1 protein-coding gene is annotated in these 916 nt (G+C 61.8%); it reads left to right on the forward strand.

The genetic code is table 11. The features are described from left to right. Positions 1–214 precede the first annotated feature (214 nt). Positions 215–916 (forward strand): amidohydrolase family protein (locus DJ029_RS21510; RefSeq protein ID WP_198671249.1); only part of this gene is annotated, 702 nt, incomplete at its 3' end.

Raw genomic sequence — 916 nt, forward strand, 5'->3', positions numbered from 1 at the left:
TCCGGCAGGGCCAGGCGCTGCAGCATAAGGAGTTTGGCGGCGCGCTGCCGCTTTACTATGAGCCACAACTGATCGGCGTCAGCGCCAAATACGAAGGCTTCGTGCCGCGCCTCGACGAATACATCATCGTCACCGGCGTTCACCCGAAACAGTAATGTTACCTCGGCATGCGGGCGATCATCCCGCATGCCGCCAAACAGGAACAGCGAAAACCATGACCAAGTATATCGTCTGCGGCACCCTGATCGACGCAACTGGCGCCGAACCGGCAAAAGGCAGGGCCATTGTCGTCGAAGGAGAGAAGATCAAGTCGATCATCGACGCCGCCAAGGTGCCGACTGGGGCCGAGGTCATCGACCTGTCTGACCGCACGGTCATGCCCGGATTGGTCGACAGCCACGAGCATCTGATCGTCGACCCCGGCGACGAAGCCGCCCAATGTGCCGAGACCATTCCCTATCTTGCGATGAAGGCGATGTGGAACGCCAAGGCGATCCTCAAGGCCGGCATCACGACGATGCGCGATGTGGGTGAGCGCTATTTCATCGACGTCGATGTCAAACGCTGCATCGAGGCCGGCCAGATCCAGGGGCCAAGATTGCTGATCAGCGGTCATCCGATCATCCGCACCGGCGGCCACGCGCATTTCCTCGGGCGCGAGACAGACGGCGTGGGCGACATGCGCAAGGCGGTCCGCGAGCAACTCAAGCAGGGTGTCGACCACATCAAGATCATGGCCAGTGGCGGCATGTCGACCAAGGGCTCGCTGCCCGCGTCACAGGAGCTTTCGGACGAGGAGATCTTCGCCTGTGTGGACGAGGCCCGCCGCAATGGCCGCAAAGTTGTTGCGCACCTGCATGGAGGCCCGGCGCTGAAAGTCTGCATCGAGGCCGGCGTTCATTCGGTCGAACATGGC

The sequence above is a fragment of the Oceanibium sediminis genome, from assembly GCF_003265325.1.
In the GTDB taxonomy this organism is placed as follows: Bacteria; Pseudomonadota; Alphaproteobacteria; order Rhodobacterales; family Rhodobacteraceae; genus Halovulum; species Halovulum sediminis.